This is a genomic window from Thalassolituus sp. UBA6592, from assembly GCF_002433655.1.
Taxonomy (GTDB): domain Bacteria; phylum Pseudomonadota; class Gammaproteobacteria; order Pseudomonadales; family Oceanobacteraceae; genus Venatoribacter.
This window is the reverse complement of the sequence record NZ_DJIO01000014.1, coordinates 1-331: the sequence shown is the minus strand read 5'-3', so window position 1 is coordinate 331 and position 331 is coordinate 1. Positions and strand designations below refer to the sequence as shown.

Annotated in this window: 1 protein-coding gene; it reads right to left on the bottom strand. The window is 52.6% G+C overall.

Annotated features, from left to right (window positions below):
• Positions 1-109: 109 nt before the first annotated feature.
• The coding region (locus tag B2Z72_RS01215) for a LuxR C-terminal-related transcriptional regulator (RefSeq protein WP_297004019.1) at positions 110-331 on the bottom strand (222 nt) is incomplete at its 5' end.

The following is a 331-nucleotide window of genomic DNA, read 5'->3' as shown; positions in this document are numbered from 1 at the left end:
GATGCAGATTCAGTTAAAAAAATTCAAAGACAGGTTGAATCAGAGCGTTAAACCAGCAGTGTGGACTACGCCAGCAGAAGCTGTCGCATTGCTTATACCCATCCTCCTGTCACTGCCCCAGCATTTTTCTTACCAGCTCAGCGGTACTGCTGACGCCAAACTTCTGCCGGATGACTGTTGCACGATTTGCCACGGTTTTAGCACTGATCCCCAGCACTTCTGCGATGGCGCTGTTACTTTTGCCTTCCAGCAGCAGTTCGGCAATTTCCCGCTCCCGTGCTGGCAGCTCTGCCAGTCTGGCTTCAATGGTCCGACGTTTCGGAAGGCCCCT